This is a genomic window from Bradyrhizobium sp. HKCCYLRH3097 (assembly GCF_051167875.1).
In the GTDB taxonomy this organism is placed as follows: domain Bacteria; phylum Pseudomonadota; class Alphaproteobacteria; order Rhizobiales; family Xanthobacteraceae; genus Bradyrhizobium.
On record NZ_JBNPTX010000001.1, the window covers coordinates 1107980 to 1122334 of the forward strand.

General features: G+C 66.1%; 11 protein-coding genes. 7 read left to right on the forward strand and 4 right to left on the reverse strand.

The window, feature by feature from the left end; translation table 11 throughout:
* Window positions 1–34: 34 nt before the first annotated feature.
* Genes ACQR0U_RS05005 through ACQR0U_RS05020 form a run of 4 tightly spaced genes read left to right on the forward strand, consistent with a single transcriptional unit; the run spans window position 35 to window position 3897 of the window.
* On the forward strand, window positions 35–994 hold the full coding sequence (locus tag ACQR0U_RS05005) for an ABC transporter permease (RefSeq protein ID WP_315713883.1): 960 nt from the start codon (window positions 35–37) through the stop codon (window positions 992–994).
* On the forward strand, window positions 960–1901 hold the full coding sequence (locus tag ACQR0U_RS05010) for an ABC transporter permease (protein WP_315826014.1): 942 nt from the start codon (window positions 960–962) through the stop codon (window positions 1899–1901). Before ACQR0U_RS05005 ends, ACQR0U_RS05010 begins: the two co-directional genes overlap by 35 nt.
* Window positions 1901–2899: an ABC transporter ATP-binding protein gene (locus ACQR0U_RS05015; RefSeq protein WP_315826015.1), complete on the forward strand. Its 999-nt coding sequence runs from the start codon at window positions 1901–1903 to the stop codon at window positions 2897–2899. The genes ACQR0U_RS05010 and ACQR0U_RS05015 overlap by 1 nt, the downstream gene beginning before the upstream one ends.
* On the forward strand, window positions 2899–3897 hold the full coding sequence (locus tag ACQR0U_RS05020; RefSeq protein WP_315713886.1) for an ABC transporter ATP-binding protein: 999 nt from the start codon (window positions 2899–2901) through the stop codon (window positions 3895–3897). Before ACQR0U_RS05015 ends, ACQR0U_RS05020 begins: the two co-directional genes overlap by 1 nt.
* Before the next feature lie 16 nt (window positions 3898–3913).
* On the opposite strand, the gene ACQR0U_RS05025 is transcribed toward ACQR0U_RS05020, so the two are convergent.
* Both ACQR0U_RS05025 and ACQR0U_RS05030 read right to left on the reverse strand, forming a co-directional pair.
* Window positions 3914–5899 carry a cache domain-containing protein gene (locus tag ACQR0U_RS05025; protein ID WP_316201459.1) on the reverse strand — a complete coding sequence of 662 codons (1986 nt, stop codon included), beginning with the start codon at window positions 5897–5899 and terminating at the stop codon, window positions 3914–3916.
* 165 nt (window positions 5900–6064) lie between these two features.
* Window positions 6065–7921 (reverse strand): feruloyl-CoA synthase, encoded by a 1857-nt coding sequence (locus ACQR0U_RS05030; RefSeq protein WP_316201458.1) that lies wholly within the window; start codon window positions 7919–7921, stop codon window positions 6065–6067.
* A gap of 288 nt (window positions 7922–8209) precedes the next feature.
* Here ACQR0U_RS05030 and ACQR0U_RS05035 point away from each other — a divergent pair, with 288 nt between their 5' ends.
* The gene (locus ACQR0U_RS05035; protein WP_316169479.1) at window positions 8210–8689 is read left to right on the forward strand and encodes a MarR family winged helix-turn-helix transcriptional regulator; all 480 of its coding nucleotides are present in this window, start codon (window positions 8210–8212) and stop codon (window positions 8687–8689) included.
* A 163-nt stretch (window positions 8690–8852) separates the two neighbouring features.
* On the opposite strand, the gene ACQR0U_RS05040 is transcribed toward ACQR0U_RS05035, so the two are convergent.
* Both ACQR0U_RS05040 and ACQR0U_RS05045 read right to left on the reverse strand, forming a co-directional pair.
* Window positions 8853–11732: an EAL domain-containing protein gene (locus ACQR0U_RS05040; RefSeq protein WP_315713890.1), complete on the reverse strand. Its 2880-nt coding sequence runs from the start codon at window positions 11730–11732 to the stop codon at window positions 8853–8855.
* A gap of 169 nt (window positions 11733–11901) precedes the next feature.
* Complete coding sequence (locus tag ACQR0U_RS05045; RefSeq protein ID WP_316193520.1) at window positions 11902–12900, reverse strand: NAD(P)H-quinone oxidoreductase; 999 nt, start codon at window positions 12898–12900, stop codon at window positions 11902–11904.
* Between the two features lie 87 nt (window positions 12901–12987).
* Here ACQR0U_RS05045 and ACQR0U_RS05050 point away from each other — a divergent pair, with 87 nt between their 5' ends.
* Together ACQR0U_RS05050 and ACQR0U_RS05055 are read left to right on the forward strand one after the other, a co-directional pair.
* Complete coding sequence (locus ACQR0U_RS05050) at window positions 12988–13179, forward strand: DUF1192 domain-containing protein (RefSeq protein WP_315713892.1); 192 nt, start codon at window positions 12988–12990, stop codon at window positions 13177–13179.
* A gap of 612 nt (window positions 13180–13791) precedes the next feature.
* On the forward strand, window positions 13792–14304 hold the full coding sequence (locus ACQR0U_RS05055; protein ID WP_315713893.1) for a DUF1465 family protein: 513 nt from the start codon (window positions 13792–13794) through the stop codon (window positions 14302–14304).
* Window positions 14305–14355: the final 51 nt, after the last annotated feature.

The window sequence follows — 14355 nt, forward strand, 5'->3', positions numbered from 1 at the left end:
AGCATGACCAGCCAGACATTGTAGGGGTGGAGCGATGGGAAACTATCTTCTCAGGCGCCTCATCGTCGCTGTGCCGAGCCTGCTCGGCATCAGTCTCATTCTGTTCGTGCTGCTCGCGCTGGCACCGGGCGATCCATTCGGCGAGCTCGCGAGCAACCCGAACGTGCCGCCCGAGGTGCGCGAGGCGCTGCGCATCAAGTTCGGGATGAACGATCCCGTGCTGTTGCGCTATGTCCACTGGCTGGTCGCCATGTTCCAGGGCGACTGGGGCTTCTCCTTCGCCAGCCGCGTCAACGTCGACACGCTGATCCTGCAGCGGATACCGACCACGCTCTACGTGGTCGGCACCGCGCAGATCCTGGCGCTGGCGGTGGCGCTGCCGGTGGGCGTGCTCGCGGCGCGGCGGCCGTATTCGATCTTCGACCAGATCGCCAACACCTTCGCCTTCATCGGCTTCTCGCTGCCGACCTTCTTCACCGGCCTGTTGCTGATCCTGATCTTCAGCGTCAATCTCGGCTGGCTGCCGTTCGTCTATCGCGCCGACCTGCAGGCGACCGGCTGGCAATGGTGGTGGGAGAGCATCAAGCAGGCGATCATGCCGGTCATGGTGCTCGGCCTCTACCAGGCGGCGTCCTATACGCGCTATGTCCGTTCCGCCGTGCTCGACGTCATCAAGCTCGACTACGTCACGACCGCGCGTTCCAAGGGCCTCGACGAGCGCAAGGTGATCGTCAAGCACGTCGTGCGCAATGCGCTGATCCCGGTGGTGACGCTGGTCGCGCTGCAGATGCCGACGGTGTTCGGCGGCGCCATCGTCACCGAGCAGATCTTCCGCATTCCCGGCATCGGCTCGCTCCTGATCAGCGCGATCCTCGCCAACGATACGCCGGTCATCATGGCGGTGACCTTCGTGTTCGCCTGCCTCGTCGTCCTCTTCAACCTCATCGCAGACATTCTGTATGGCTGGCTTGACCCACGCATCTCCTTCCGTTGAGACGGTGCCGGTCGTCGCATCGCCCAAACGGCGTTTCTCGCCGGGCCGCGACGCGCTCCGCCGCTTCCTCCGTCACCGCCTCGCGGCGGCCAGCATCGTCGTGCTGCTGCTGCTCGCGCTCTCGATCCTGCTCGGCCCGTGGCTGTGGCGGATTCCGATCAACGAGATCGACTTCACGGCACGCCTCGCGCCGCCGTCCTGGGAGCACCCGTTCGGCACGGACGATCTCGGCCAGGATCTGCTGGCGCGCATGATCTATGGCGGCCGCATCTCGCTTGCGGTCGGCTTTGCCGCGATGGGCGTGGCGCTGTTCGTCGGCATTCTCGTCGGTGCGATCGCCGGCTCGGCCAAGGGACCGGTGGATGCCGCGCTGATGTGGCTGACCGATCTGTTTCTGTCGCTGCCGCAACTGCCGCTGCTGCTCCTGATCATCTATTTGTTCCGCGATTTCCTCAAGGGCTGGCTCGGCCCGGAAGGCGGCGTGTTCGTGCTCATCGTGCTCGTGATCGGCGGCTTCCGCTGGATGCATGTGGCGCGTCTGGTCCGCGCCCAGTTCCTGTCGCTGCGCGAGAAGGAATTCGTCGAGGCGGCGCGCGCGCTCGGCGCCTCCAACACCCGTCTCGTCGTTCGCCACATCCTGCCGAACGCGCTGGGGCCGGTGATCGTCGCCGGCACCATCGACGTCGCGGCCGCGATCATCGCGGAATCGACGTTGTCGTTCCTCGGTCTCGGCTTCCCTCCGGACATTCCGACCTGGGGCCGGCTGCTGTTCGACGCCAAGGACTATCTCGACATCGCGCCGCATTGGGCGCTGTTCGCCGGCGGCGCGATCTTCCTCACGGTCATCGCGATCAACTTCATCGGCGATGGCCTGCGCGATGCGCTCGATCCGCGGAAGGTGATGTGATGGACGCGCGCGTAGCTCCGCTGCTCGAGATCAAGGGGCTGAAGACCTATTTCAACACCGACGAGGGCGAGGTCCAGGCCGTCGACGGCGTCGACATCTCGATCGGCAGCGGCGAGACCCTGTGCGTGGTCGGCGAGTCCGGCTCCGGCAAGACCGTCACCGCGATGTCGGTGCTGAAGCTGATCGCGATGCCGCCCGGCCGCATCGCCGGGGGCCAGATCCTGTGGCAGGGCCGTGACCTGGTGCCGCTCGGCTCGTCCGAGATGAACAAGATCCGCGCCAGCGAGATCGCGATCGTGTTCCAGGAGCCGATGACCTCGCTCAACCCGGTCTACACCGTCGGCGATCAGATCGCCGAGGTGATCCGGCTGCATCAGGGCCTGTCCAACAAGGCGGCGATGGATCGGGCGGCCGAGATGCTGGCGCTGGTGCAGATCCCCAATCCGAAAGCCCGCGTGCACGACTATCCGCATCATTTCTCCGGCGGCATGCGCCAGCGCGTGATGATCGCGATGGCGCTGTCATGCAATCCCAAGCTCCTGATCGCCGACGAGCCGACGACGGCGCTCGACGTCACGATCCAGGCGCAGATCCTCGATCTGCTGCTCGACATGAAGGAGCGGCTCGGCATGTCGATCATGCTGATCACCCACGCGATGGGCGTCGTGGCCGAGGTCGCGCAGCGTGTCGTGGTGATGTATGCCGGGCGGGTCGCGGAGGAGGCGCCGGTCGAGCGGCTGTTTGCCAATCCGCGCCATCCCTATACGCAGGGCCTGATCCGCTCGATCCCGCGGATCGATCTCGACGCGGTCAGGAAGAGCCGGCTGGAAAGCATCCCCGGCAGCGTGCCGAAGCTGGTCAATCCGCCGGAGGGCTGCCGCTTCGCCTCTCGCTGCCGCTTCGCCATTCCCGATTGCAGGACCGCGCAGCCTCTGCTGCGCGAGATCGAGCCCGGCCACAAGGTGGCGTGCATCCGCGCCGAAGAGACGTTGCTGTGATGACCGAAGCTGCCATTGCCACCCCCGTCGTACCCGCGCCGCTGCTCAGCGTACGCAACCTGACCAAGGCGTTCCCGATCCGGGGCGGGCTCTTGAAGCGCCAGATCGGCAGCGTGCGGGCCGTGGACGGCGTCAACTTCGACATCGAGCCGAGCGAGACCTTCGGCCTCGTCGGCGAGTCCGGCTGCGGCAAATCGACCACCGGGCGCTGCGTCCTCCGGCTGATCGAGCCGAGCTCGGGCGAACTGAATTTCGAGGGCAAGGACGTCATCGCGCTGTCCGGCGAAAGCCTGCGCGCGCTTCGCCGCGACATCCAGATCATCTTCCAGGACCCCTATGCCTCGCTCAACCCGCGCATGACCATCGGCGCCATCATCGGCGAGGCGCTGACCATCCATGGGCTGGCGACCTCACGCCAGCAATACGAGGCGCGCATCGTTCATCTCCTGGAGACCGTCGGCCTGCAGGCCGACCACATGACGCGCTATCCGCACGAGTTCTCGGGCGGCCAGCGCCAGCGCATCGGCATCGCGCGGGCGATCGCGGTCGAGCCCAAGCTGATCATCTGCGACGAGCCGGTGTCGGCGCTCGATGTGTCGATCCAGGCCCAGGTCATCAACCTGCTCGAGGATCTGCAGCAGAAGTTCGGCATCGCCTATCTGTTCGTCGCCCACGACCTCTCGGTCGTCGAGCACATCAGCCGCCGCGTCGCGGTGATGTATCTTGGCCGCATCGTCGAGACCGCGCCGTCACGCCAGCTCTATTCGACGCCGAAACATCCCTACACCGAGGCGCTGCTGTCGGCGGTGCCGATCCCGGATCCGAGCGTCAAGCGCAAGCGCGTGCGGCTCAAGGGCGAGGTGCCGAGCCCGATCAATCCACCATCGGGCTGTCACTTTCATACCCGCTGCCCGATCGCCAAGGACGTCTGCAGCAAGGAAGTGCCGCCATTGAAGGCAAGCGCCGAGGGGCATCTCGTCGCCTGCCATTTCCGTTGAGGCGGAGATCGGCGCGTTACGCCGCCTGACGGTCCGAGACCAGCGCCGTCAGCCGCGCCGATTGCTCCGGGTTCAATGCGAACTGGACCAACGCGGTACGGTCGCCAACGCGGGTCACGGTCCCCGGCAGATCGGACACCATGCCGGTGATGGCAAGCGTCACCGACGTGTTCATCGTCAGACGAACCGGAACGGCTTCGAGCAGGGCGCCGCCGAGCGAGAGGTTGCGCACGGTGACAGGGATCGCTTCGCCGTTCACCTGCAGCGTGCCCGGGCGGTTGATGTTGAGCCGCGTCGACAGCCGGCGATCGACGTCGGCAGTCGACGTCCGGATCACCCGCACCAGTTCGGTGCGCAGCCGCTGCACCTTGTCGGCGACAACAGTCGAGCCGTCGCGGATGTCGGTCGAGCGCCGGCCGGCCTCGCTGGCTTCGCGAGAGACCTCGGCGATCTGGCTGGCGACCTCGCGCGCGGCGGCGGACGTCTCCTCGACCGTGCGCGAAATCTCGATGGTCACGCTGTTCTGCGCCTGGATCGCATCGGCAATGCCGGAGGATACGGCTTCGACGTTGCGGATGACTTCGCCGATCGCCCCGATCGAGGTGACCGAGGCGCGGGTCGAGTCCTGAATCTCGGCAATCTGCTGCGCGATCTCGCTGGTCGCCTTGGCGGTCTGCTCGGCGAGCGATTTCACCTCGGAGGCGACGACCGCAAAGCCGCGGCCTGCATCGCCGGCCCGGGCGGCCTCGATGGTGGCGTTCAGCGCCAGCAGGTTGGTCTGGCCGGCAATCTCGCTGATCAGGCTGGTCACGGCGCCGACCTTGTCGGCGGCTTCCGACAGCTTCGCGATGGTGGCCTGGGCGTCGGACGAGGCGGCAACGGCCTTGCGCGTGAGCTCGCGCGACGAGCTGACCTGGCTGGAGATCTGCGAGATCGAGGCGGCGAGCTGGGCCGACGCCTTGGCGACCGTCTGGGTGGTGGCGAGGGCCTGCTCGGCCGCCGCCGCAACGCTGCTCGAGTTGCGCTCCAGCGTCAGCGCACTGTCGGTCATCGACTTGGCATTGTCGGCCATGTGGCCGGTTCCCTGCGCGACCTCGCCGACCGCGCTGCTGGCGGCCTGCTCGACGGCTTCGGCCATCTCCTGCAGCGCCTTGGTCTTGATGCGCTCTGCGACCTGGCGCTGCTCGTCTTCGAGCATCGCGGTCTGCCGCGCCTTCTCCTCGGTCTTCTGCCTGAACTGCTCGATCGAGCGCGCCATGTCGCCGAGCTCGTCGCTGCGGTTCTGGCCCGGCAGCTTGATGTCGAAGTTTCCATTGCCGAGCTCGGTCAGCGCGCCACTCATCGCGGCCAGCGCCGACGACATCCGCCGCGCGATGATCAGCGTGATCGATCCGATGATCAGCATCACCAGCATGGCGGCAATGAACACGCTGCGCTTGCTCTCCCACATCTGGGCTTCGAGATCATCGACATAGACACCGGTGCCGATGATCCAGCCCCAGGGCTCGAAGCCGGCGACATAGGACATCTTCGGCTGTGGCGCATCCTTGCCGGGCTTTGGCCACATGTAGTCGACGACACCGGCGCCCTGGCGCTTGACGACGTCGACCATTTCGACGAACAGCCGCTTGCCGGTCGGGTCCTTGTTGTCGGCGAGGTTCTGACCATTCAGCTCCGGCTTGATCGGATGCATGACCATCTTCGGACCCATGTCGTTGATCCAGAAGTAGTCGCCGCTGCCGTAGCGCAGCTTGCCGATCCGCTCGGCCGCCTTCTTCTGCGCGACCTCGGGCGGCACCTTGTCGCGCGCGATCGCGTCATATTCCTCGCGGGCGATGCTGACTGCCGTCTGCGCCAGATGGCTCAGCTCGCTCTGCCGCTGATCCTTGAGAGCGGTCTCGAGGTTCTGGCTCTGCGTTGCGGCGAGCCCCACCAGTCCACAGAACGACAGGCCGATGATCGCGTAGATGCGGAAAGCGAGAGAGAAACGCGGCTGAGCCATGGGGCGGTCCGGGCAAATGAGGGAGCTAGATGCGAGTGATTTTAAGGATTCGCAGTTGATGCCCGGTTAAGTGTGGATGGTAACCAATTGCCGCACTCGCGAGGCATTCCCGTAGTAATACGAGCGCCGTCTTGTGAGTGAGTTGAGTAGTTGCGTAGTTCTGGGTCAGGACATGTCGGGCCTGATCAGCTCGGTCGCGGTTTCATCCTTCAGTCGTGCGACCAGATCGGCGCGGCGGGTGAGCACTGCGCGCTGGTTGATATAGCCCTTGTCAGTGATCTCGCCGGCATCGAGCAAGGGCGGCTCCGCCATCAACAGCGCACGGGTCGCATAGCGCGACGAGCCGACCGCCTCGGTGCGGAGCCTGGCCAATCCTCGCGCGATGGCGGTGCGCACCGATGGATGCGCCAGAACGTCGCCGGCCGGGACGGCCTCGGTCATCCCGGCAGCGCCGCGGCACGCTGCGATGTTGGGCACGATGAGAAAGTGCACCTCGTCGGTGCCGTGGCCGGCGATCACGATGTCCTGCGCCAACGGCGCCAGCGCCGCGATGCCGGCGACGCGCAGCGCGCCGACGTTCACCCATGTCCCGGAGCTGAGCTTGAAATCCTCGGTGATGCGGCCGTCGAAGAACAGGCCGCGCTCCGGATGCTCGGGATCTGCAAGCTTCACGGCGTCGCCGATCTTGTAGAAGCCCTCCTCGTCGAAAGCCGCGGCCGTGAGTTCGGGCGCCTTCCAATAGCCCGGCATCACGTTCGGCCCGCGCACGCGCACCTCGAGCTTCTCGCCGGTCGGCACCAGCTTGAGCTCTGTGCCGGGGATGGGCACGCCGATGTTGCCGGCGCGCTCGGCGAAGAAGTGGCAGTCGGTCGCGAGCGGCGATGTCTCGGTGGCGCCCCACGCCGACACCAGCGGTGCAGGGCGGCCGATCGTGGCCCGGCTCATCTCGTTGAGCGCATCCCACAGATTTTGCGGCAAGGCCGCGGCCGCATAGAGGATGCACCTGACGCCGGAGAAAAATCTGCGGCGCAGATCGTCGTCGGACCTGAGTGCCGCGACCAGCATGTCGAAGCCGCGCGGCACGTTGAAATAGATCGTCGGCACCAGGCTGCGTAGATTGGCGAGCGACGTCTCGAACAGGCCCGGCGCAGGCTTGCCGCCGTCGATGTAGATCGATCCGCCGTGGCTCAGCACCAGGTTGAAATTGTGGTTGGCGCCGAAGGTGTGACTCCATGGCAGCCAGTCGACGATGACGGGGCCGCCCTCGACCTCGCGCAGGAACATCCACAACTGCGCCTTGGCCTGCTGGCTCATGGTCAGCATCCGGTGCGTGTTGATCACCGCTTTCGGCTGCCCGGTCGAGCCGGAGGTGAACAGCAGCTTGGCCACCGTGTCCGGCGTGACCGCGGCGAAGGCGCGGTCGACCTCGGCGCCGGGCTTCGTCGCGAGCAGGGTCTGCAGCGGCACCGCGCTCGTTCCATCGCCGTCGCCGGCAATGATCGTTGCCCGATGCAGGCCGTCGACGGCCGCGAGCGCGCGCGCGAACGGCTCGCGCTGCGCGACGAAGATGGCGCCCGGATCGAGCAGACGGATCATCGCGCGCAGCTTCTCGTGATCCGTCGACATCAGCGAATAGGCCGGCGAGATCGCGCAGACGGGGATGCCGACATGCTGCGCTGCGAGCGCCAGCACGGCATGGGCGATGCTGTTGTCGGAGAGGATCGCGAGCGGACGCTCCGGACCGAGGCCCTGCGCGAGCATCCAGGCCGCGGCGGCGCGGACCTGCATCAATGTTTCGCCGTAGGTGAGCCAGGTCCAGTTGTCGCCACGACGTTCGGCCAGGAACGTGCGATCCGGGAAATGGCGGCCCCAATGCTCCAGCCATTCGCCGGTGCAGCGCGCGGCCGGCTGCAGCGGCATGCGCGAGCGCAGGATGATCGCGCCGTCGTCGCGCCTGACAGCCTCGATCGACGGCTCGGCGAACATCGCAGGCTCGGAGGCGCGGCGTTCTGCATCAGCCATGGCGTGTCTCCGGGCTGCGGGAGGTGATCGCTGAAGCTGCAGTGCGGGAGGAACACGCTGCGCGGCGGGCGCCGCGATCGGGTGTAATGCGCCGCCGCATTGCGGTTGCAATGCAGGCAACCATCGCCATCGATGACGGCATGCGTTTCCCTCCCATGTTGTATTCGTTGACCGCGAGACTAACAGAATGGTTGTACTTTGCAATTATTGTGGATGTGACCGATTGGAGCGGCTTGCCCCTGCGACGGCATCGGTCTAGGCAAGGATGCCTCATGTCAGCGAGCCAGCATGCCCAAGAGCGCGAGCACCGGAGCGCAGCGAGACACAACCAGCCAGGATTCCGGGATCGGTCTCGGTGAGCTCGAGAACCATCTCGGCTATTTCGTCCGCCGCCTGCAGCACTGGATTTTCCGCGATGTCAACGCCGCGCTCGCGACGATCGACCTCGACGTCATCCTCTATTCGATCCTGGAGACGATCGCGGCCAATCCCGGCGCCGCGCAGATCGCGATCGCCGGCGCGCTGGGCATCGAGCGCGCGCGCATGGTCGCGCTGCTCGACGACCTGCAGCAGGCCGGCTTGATCGTGCGCGAACGCTCCGAGCACGACCGCAGGGCCCATGCGCTCGGCCTGACGCCGCGTGGCCGCCTGATGCTCAAGAAGGCCAATGCACTGGTCGCCGCGCACGAGAAGCGGGTGGCACGCCGGCTTGGGGGCGACAATTATCGCCGCGCGCTCACGGCGCTGTCGCAGTTCGAGACGGACTAGGCTCGTCGCGAACGGGCCATGTCGCGAGCCTTCTGCCCCGCAAGCACGCATCGGTCATCACTCACACGGCACCCTTTACGCGGTACCGCGGTAAATCTACCTCAAACGAAGCAAAATGAAAGATGCATCCTGAGGCTGTTGCCGTCCTGGATGCATTGCAGCCTCAGCTCGCCGCTTCCAGCCGCTCTTCCGTGAGAAGCCGCATCGCGGCGTCGGCGTCCATCGGCTCGCCGAAGGCGTAGCCCTGGGCGTATTCGCAGCCGAGCTGATAGAGCTCGACGGCATCGGAGTCGGTCTCCGCGCCTTCCGCCACCACGTCCATGCCGAGGTCGTGCGCCAGCGCGATGATCGATTTGAGGATGACGGGACGGGTGCCGCGCGCGGTGGTGCGCACGAACGACTGGTCGATCTTCAAGGTGTCGAACGGGAAGCGCTGCAGATAGGCCAGCGAGGAATGGCCGGTGCCGAAATCGTCGATCGACAGGCCGACGCCGAGCTCGCGGATGCGCGCCAGCATCTGCGCGGCGTGCTCGGGGTTTTCCATCACTAGCGATTCCGTCAGCTCGATCTTGAGCGAGCCGCGCGCCACCGAAGAGCGCGCCAGCACCGAGCGGATGTCGTGGATCAGGTCGTGGCGCAGGAGCTGGCGGGAGGAGACGTTGACGCTGGCGAAGATCGGCTCGCGCAGCCGTGTCGCGCGCTGCCACACCGAGAGCTGCCGCGCCGTCTGGTCGAGCACGAAGGTGCCGAGATCGACGATCAGGCCGATCTCTTCCGCGATGGTGATGAACTCGATCGGCGACATCCGGCCGAGCTTCGGATGGTCCCAGCGTGCCAACGCCTCGAAGCCGGCGATCGAGCGATCCTCCAGCCGCACGATCGGCTGGTAAAGGATGGTGATCTCCTGGCGCTCGATCGAGCGGCGCAGCTCGCTCTCCAGGGTCAGGCGGTCGTTCTTGCGCGCGCGCATCGCCGGCTTGTAGACGTCGATGCGGTCGCCGCCGATGCGCTTGGAATGATACATCGCAAGCTCGGCATCCTTGATGATGTCCTCCGACAGTTGCGTCTGCGGATCGGACAAAGCGAGCCCGATCGAGGCGGTCAGGAAGATCTCGCGCTCGTTGAAGGCGATCGGCGCGCGGATGGTCTTGCGGATGGTCTCGGCGAAAGCGGTGATGCGGGCGGGGTCCTGCTCGGACAGCAGGATCAGGCCGAACTGATCGCCGGCCAGCCGCGCCAGCGTGTCCTGGGGTTTGAGGATGCGCGACAGCCGCCGCGCCAGGGTCAGCAGGATGGAATCGCCGACCGCGATGCCGACGGAGTCGTTGACCTGCTTGAAGCGGTCGAGATCGATCACCATCAGGGTCGGCCGCATGGCCGGCATCGACTTGGCGAAATTGGCGACGGCGGCAAGACGGTCGATGAACAGCTTGCGGTTGGGCAGGCCGGTCAGATTGTCGTGCACGCTGTCGTGGAGCAGGCGCTCCTCGGCATTCTTGAACTCGGTCACGTCCGTCAAGGTGCCGACCACGCGCGAGACCTCGCCGTCGGAGCCGACCACGGGGCGCGCCTTCAGCGCGAACCACATGAAATGGCCGTCGGGCGTGCGCAGCCGGAAGTCCTGCACCAGGCGGCCGCGGCGCTGGTCGAGGACACTGTCGAGCGCGGCGCGGAAGCGGTCCTGATCGAGCGGATGCAGCACCTCGAGCCATTTCGCGGCCGGGCCTTCGAGCGTGCCGCGCTTGAGGCCGAGCAGGCTCTCGGTCTCCGGGCTGGTGAACACCTTGTCGGCGGAGACGTCCCAGTCCCAGATCAGGTCGCCGGAGCCGGCGAGCGCCAGCGCGCGGCGCTCGACGTCGGAGACGATGCCGGTGGTGGCGCCGCCGCCGGCGAAGGCGTGCTGCATCACGGTGAAGCCGATCAGCATCACGATCAGCACGAGGCCGCCGAGCAGCGCCGGGCCGACGATGTCGTTGGTGACCTGGCCCGCAACCGTCATGCCGGCGGCGGCGACCCACACCGTGAGCAGGAACCAGGTCGGGATCAGCAGCACCGCGCGGTCGAAGCCGTGGCTGGAGAGATAGACGATCAGCGCAAAGCCCAGCACGGCGATCAAGAGCAACGACATGCGCGCGATGCCCGAGGCCACCGCCGGGTCGAACAGCGCCACCGCGACCAGCGAGCCCAGGAAGAACAGCCAGCCCAGCGTGATGTGCGAGTAGCGAACGTGCCAGCGCGACAAATTGAGATAGGCGAACAGGAACACCAGCAGGGTCGCGGCGAGGATCGCCTCGCCCGCCGCGCGCCAGACGCGCTCGGCATTGTTCGACATGTCCAGGACCTTGCCCCAGAAGCCGAAATCGACGCCGATATAGACCAGCACCGCCCAGGCCAGCGCCGCGGCCGCCGGAAACATGATACTGCCCTTGACCACGAACAGGATCGTGAGAACGAGGGCGAGAAGACCGGAGATGCCGATCACGATGCCCTGGTACAGCGTGAACGAGTTGACCTTGTCCTTGTAGGCCTCGGGCTCCCACAGATAGAGCTGCGGCAGCTTGTCCGTGCGCAGCTCGGCCACGAAGGTAACGACCGAGCCCGGATCGAGGGTGACGCGGAAGACGTCGGCGGTCGGGCTCTCCTGCCGCTCCGGCAGGTCGCCGACCGAGGGCGTGATGGTCGCGATGCGCGACAGGCCGAGATCGGGCCACAACACGCCGGAGCCGACCACGCGGTAGTGCGGTGCCACGATCAGGCGGTCGAGCTGGTCGTCGGTGTTGTTGGCCAGTGCGAACACGATCCAGTTCTGGCCGCCCTCGCGCGCCCGCACCTCGATGCGGCGGACGATGCCGTCGGTGCCGGGCGCGGTCGAGACCTGGATGCGGTCGTTCTCGCTGCGCTGATGATCGAGGATGCCCGTGAGGTCGATCGCAGGCGCGTCGCTGCGAACGCTGACGGCGTCAACGGCCTGAGCGGGGGCAGCGGCACCACACATCACGAGGCCCAGCGCCGCCAACGACGCGAGGCACCTGATCAGACGCAATGTCAAATCTCCGCGTTCGACACCAATCCAAAGCGAAACAAGCCAAATCGAAAGAGGTCGTCGCCGGGCTAATTGGAGCCGTTCCAGGCACGGTTCAGCTGTGCGCGATCATTGGCACGAAAGCGAGGAGAATCAAAGAGTTTCCAAACACGCTGTGTTTAGACTGCGCCTAGATTTCCAACACAATTTTGCCAATATGTTGGCTCGTCTCCATGCGTGCATGCGCTTTGGCTGCATCTGCGAGGGGAAAGGTCGAGTCCATCAATGGCTTGATGCGGCCCTCGCGCAGGAACGGCATCACCTTGGCCTCGATCGCCGCCACCATCGCCGCCTTGTCGGCGTTGCTGCGCGGGCGCAGCGTGGATCCGGTATGGGTCAGGCGCTTCACCATCAGCTTGACGAAATTGACTGACGCCTTGGGGCTGGCGAGGAAGGCGATCTGGACGATGCGGCCATCGGTGGCCGCGGCGTCGTAGTTGCGCTCGATGTAGTCGCCGCCGACCATGTCGAGGATGACGTTGGCGCCCTTGCCGCCGGTCGCTTCCTTGACCACGGCGACGAAGTCCTCCGTCTTGTAGTTGATGGCGCGGTCGGCGCCGAGCTTCACGCAGGCGTCGGCCTTGTCCTGCGAGCCGACGGTGACCAGCACCTTGGCGCCGAATGCTTTGCCGAGCTGGATCGCCATGGTCCCGATGCCGGAGGAGCCGCCATGCACCAGCAGGGTCTCGCCCGCCTTCAGGCCGCCGCGCTCGAACACGTTGTGCCAGACCGTCATCAGGGTCTCGGGCAGGGCGCCGGCTTCCAGGAGGGACAGCGCCGGCGGCACCGCCATCGCCTGCGCATCTTGTGCGATGCAGTATTGCGCATAGCCGCCGCCGGCGACCAAGGACATCACGGTGTCGCCGAGCTTGTGCCGGACGGCGCCCTCGCCGAGCGCCACGACCTCCCCGGCCACTTCCAGCCCCGGCAGGTCGCTGGCGCCGGGCGGCGGCGGATAGCTGCCGGAGCGCTGGGCGACGTCGGGACGGTTAACGCCGGCGGCCTTCACCTTGATCAGGATCTCGCCGGGGCCGGGCTTGGGCACGGGCCGGGTTTCCGGCTTGAGCACCTCGGGTCCGCCCGGCTGGCTGATGGCGACCACGGTCATTTGCGCGGGCAGCTGTTCCATGAGAAATCCTTCGGCGAGGGCTGAAAGCGGGTGCTGCCGCGTGCTTAAGCCAGCCGGGGCATGGCTGGCAACCGGGAGGAGGGTGAGATGGCGAACGAGGACGACGATCGGCCCCGCAAGGCCGTTTCGCACGAGATCGGGCAGGATCTGTCGATGCTGTCGGTCGAGGAGCTGACCAGCCGGGTGGCGCTGCTCCGGGCCGAGATCGAGCGCATCGAGCAGGCGGTGGCGAAAAAGCGCGCCTCGCGTGATGCCGCCGCCAGCATCTTCAAGTCGTGAACCTCGCAGCCGTAGAAACGCGGTCGGCCAGTGGCCGACATGGCTAACGAAGATTGAAAAATTTTCGCCATTTACGGTTGATTAAGCTTTCGCGTTTACAACCGGAACCGTCCTCGTTTGGACACCGAGTGGCTCCTGTCCACTCTGTTTGACGCCTCCCTGTTATCAACTTCAAAGCCGCCGGAAACGGCGGCTCTTTTTTTGCGCCCGCGCCGAGCCGGGCGAACCGGGCGGTCGCCCGTGGCGCGCTCGCCATGCGCAGGCGGCGATCGTGGAACGAACGTCGTGCCGGCTCATTGCGCCCGTGCCGGTCTTCGGTCGCCAGCAGGTCAGGCGCGAAAATCCCGTGCGCCGCGGCAGCCGTGACGATCCTCGTTCGACGACTGCAAACTATTGCCGTGATCATGGTTGCTAGTTGAGCTGATCCTGCGACTCGGCCGCGATCGGCCGTGTTGCAGTCGCAAGTGGTACGAGGGCACGGCATGGCCCACGCCGTGGAAACCATAAAAGGCGTTGCTGCTGGACTCTCGAAACCGGCCGCGCAATGATTTGTTCATCATACCGGCGACGTTGCCGGGTTGCGTAAACAGTCGCGTTTAAGAGGCGTTAACCATGTCGGACCGTTTGCTGGGCGATGGCGCTCTGGTTCAGTTCAACGAGCGGCTCACCAATTCTGCTGCATTCGGCGCGCTGTTCCGGGAAGGCATGGATCTGGTCGAGGAGACCGCCGCCTATCTCGATGGCGACGGCCGCAACGAGGCCAAGGCGCTCGACCGCGCCGTCAGCCTGACCTACGCGACCGAGAGCATGCGTCTCACCACTCGCCTGATGCAACTGGCGTCCTGGCTGCTCCTGCACCGCGCGGTGAAGGAGGGCGAGATGACCCTGAGCCAGGCCAACCGCGAGAAGACCAAGGTCAAGCTCACCGCCGCAGATCCCGGGCCGGATGATCTGCTGGAGAAGCTGCCGCAGCAGCTGCAGAGCCTGATCTCGCGCTCGATGAGCTTGCAGGTGCGGGTCCGCCGGCTCGACTCGACCATTCATTCCCCGCCGCCGGACCAGAGCGCGATCGGCAATCCGCTGGTGCCGCATCTCAACCGGCTGAAGGCCGCGTTCGAGCAGTAGGCCCCGGCATCGGACGGCCCCCGCCGGGGCCGCTCCCCCAGCCGAAGGTCT

What these genes read in the sequence shown, in the direction of transcription:
- ACQR0U_RS05010 (WP_315826014.1), top strand. Translation starts at nt 960, where the DNA reads ATGGCTGGCTTGACCCACGCATCTCCTTCCGTTGAGACGGTGCCGGTC.
- ACQR0U_RS05005 (WP_315713883.1), top strand. Translation starts at nt 35, where the DNA reads ATGGGAAACTATCTTCTCAGGCGCCTCATCGTCGCTGTGCCGAGCCTG.
- ACQR0U_RS05050 (WP_315713892.1), top strand. Translation starts at nt 12,988, where the DNA reads ATGGCGAACGAGGACGACGATCGGCCCCGCAAGGCCGTTTCGCACGAG.
- ACQR0U_RS05030 (WP_316201458.1), bottom strand. Translation starts at nt 7,921, where the DNA reads ATGGCTGATGCAGAACGCCGCGCCTCCGAGCCTGCGATGTTCGCCGAG.
- ACQR0U_RS05020 (WP_315713886.1), top strand. Translation starts at nt 2,899, where the DNA reads ATGACCGAAGCTGCCATTGCCACCCCCGTCGTACCCGCGCCGCTGCTC.
- ACQR0U_RS05055 (WP_315713893.1), top strand. Translation starts at nt 13,792, where the DNA reads ATGTCGGACCGTTTGCTGGGCGATGGCGCTCTGGTTCAGTTCAACGAG.
- ACQR0U_RS05025 (WP_316201459.1), bottom strand. Translation starts at nt 5,899, where the DNA reads ATGGCTCAGCCGCGTTTCTCTCTCGCTTTCCGCATCTACGCGATCATC.
- ACQR0U_RS05015 (WP_315826015.1), top strand. Translation starts at nt 1,901, where the DNA reads ATGGACGCGCGCGTAGCTCCGCTGCTCGAGATCAAGGGGCTGAAGACC.
- ACQR0U_RS05045 (WP_316193520.1), bottom strand. Translation starts at nt 12,900, where the DNA reads ATGGAACAGCTGCCCGCGCAAATGACCGTGGTCGCCATCAGCCAGCCG.
- ACQR0U_RS05035 (WP_316169479.1), top strand. Translation starts at nt 8,210, where the DNA reads ATGCCCAAGAGCGCGAGCACCGGAGCGCAGCGAGACACAACCAGCCAG.